The sequence below is a fragment of the Pseudomonas sp. CDFA 610 genome, from assembly GCF_021147865.1.
In the GTDB taxonomy this organism is placed as follows: domain Bacteria; phylum Pseudomonadota; class Gammaproteobacteria; order Pseudomonadales; family Pseudomonadaceae; genus Aquipseudomonas; species Aquipseudomonas alliivorans.
This window is the reverse complement of record NZ_JAGTPM010000025.1, coordinates 1-1,530: the sequence shown is the minus strand read 5'-3', so window position 1 is coordinate 1,530 and position 1,530 is coordinate 1. Positions and strand designations below refer to the sequence as shown.

General features: G+C 57.6%; 1 protein-coding gene. It reads right to left on the bottom strand.

The features are described from left to right. A partial coding sequence (tnpC, locus tag KDX39_RS26285; protein ID WP_231662368.1) for an IS66 family transposase occupies positions 1–1,530 on the bottom strand: 1,530 nt, incomplete at both ends.

The following is a 1,530-nucleotide window of genomic DNA, read 5'->3' as shown; positions in this document are numbered from 1 at the left end:
TGTGGCATTTTTGGCGAGCAGTTCCATGGCAGCAGCGCTTCGTAGTCTGCTACTGACGAGGCGTGCGGCAGGCGCTCCAGTACGTGGCGCAGCCACGTATAGGGCTCTTGGCCGTTGACCTTGGCGGTCTCGACCAGGCTGTAGATTTTCGCGCTGGCGTTGGCGCCGTTGACAGTATCGCTGAACAGCCAGGCCTTGCGCCCGATGACAAACGGCTTGATCGCTCTTTCGGCCGCATTGTTGTCGATGGGCAAGTAACCCGCTTCGACATAGCGTTCCAGCCGACTCCAGTTATTCGCCAGATAATGCACTGCCTTGCCCAACGCACTCTGTGCTGTCACTTGAGGCTGGGTTTTATCCAACCAGCTTTTCAGTTGGGCCAGGATCGGAAGGCTTTGTTCCTGACGACCGATAAACCGCTGTTCATCGCTGACGTCCTTGAGCTCGCGCTCGATTCCGTACAGCTTGTTGATCATCGCCAGCGCGATGTCGGCCCGTCCGGTTTTTCCCTTGGGCTGTACTTTTTGCGCGTCCACGAACTTGCGTCGTGCATGGGCCATGCAGGCCAGACGTTCCACGCCCGGCTGCAACGCCAACGCGTTATAGCCCGCGTAATCGTCGGTCATGACATAGCCACGGTAACTTTCCAGCAAGCGCAACGGCACTTCCTGCGCACGGCTGGACGTGTAATCAAATAGCACGACTTTTCGATCCGGTGGGCCGCTGGCTTGCACCCACATCCAGGATTGGCTGGTCGGGTCTCGATCCGGCTCTTTCAACACCTGGACACGGGTTTCATCGCAGTGGATCACCGGACTTTCCAGCAGTCGGTCACGCATCAAATTGATCAGCGGCTGGAAGTGTTCGCTGCACTGGATGATCCAGCGAGCCAGCGTTTGCCGAGGGATATCGATACCGTGGCGGCTGAGCACCGTTTCAAACCGATGCAACGGCAAACCGTCGACATACTTGGTGGTCAGCAACATGGCCAATACGCTTGGGCTGGCCATGCTCTTTTCGATCAGTTGGGCAGGCTTGTCAGCCGTGACCGGGGCTGCTTGGCAGCCACGGCAACCGTAGATTTTGCGGATGTGTTTGATGACCCGAATCTGCATCGGCACGATGTCCAGTTGCTCGCTGGTCTCTTCACCGATAGCGTGTTTGCGGCAACCGCAAGCACAGGTCAGTTCGTGTTCGGGCAGTTCATGAATGACTTCGATACGCGGCAGATCGGCCGACAACGGCTTGCGTTTGCCACGGCGCGCTGTCGGTGCAACGACCTCCTCATCAGCGTCACCCACTGAAGGCATCGGTTCGCTTTCAGGCTCGTTGAACAAGGCCAGTTGCGGCGTATTGGGCTCAACGGTTTGCTCGGACTTGCGTCCAAACAGACGGTCGCGCAACAGCTTGATCTGTTCTTTCAGGTCGACGATGTGGGTCTGATAAGCCTGAGCCGATTCCTCCTGTCGAGTGAGCGCCTCAAGCAGCAGTTGCTTGAGCAAGACAGGATCATCAGGAAGGTCATCGGGC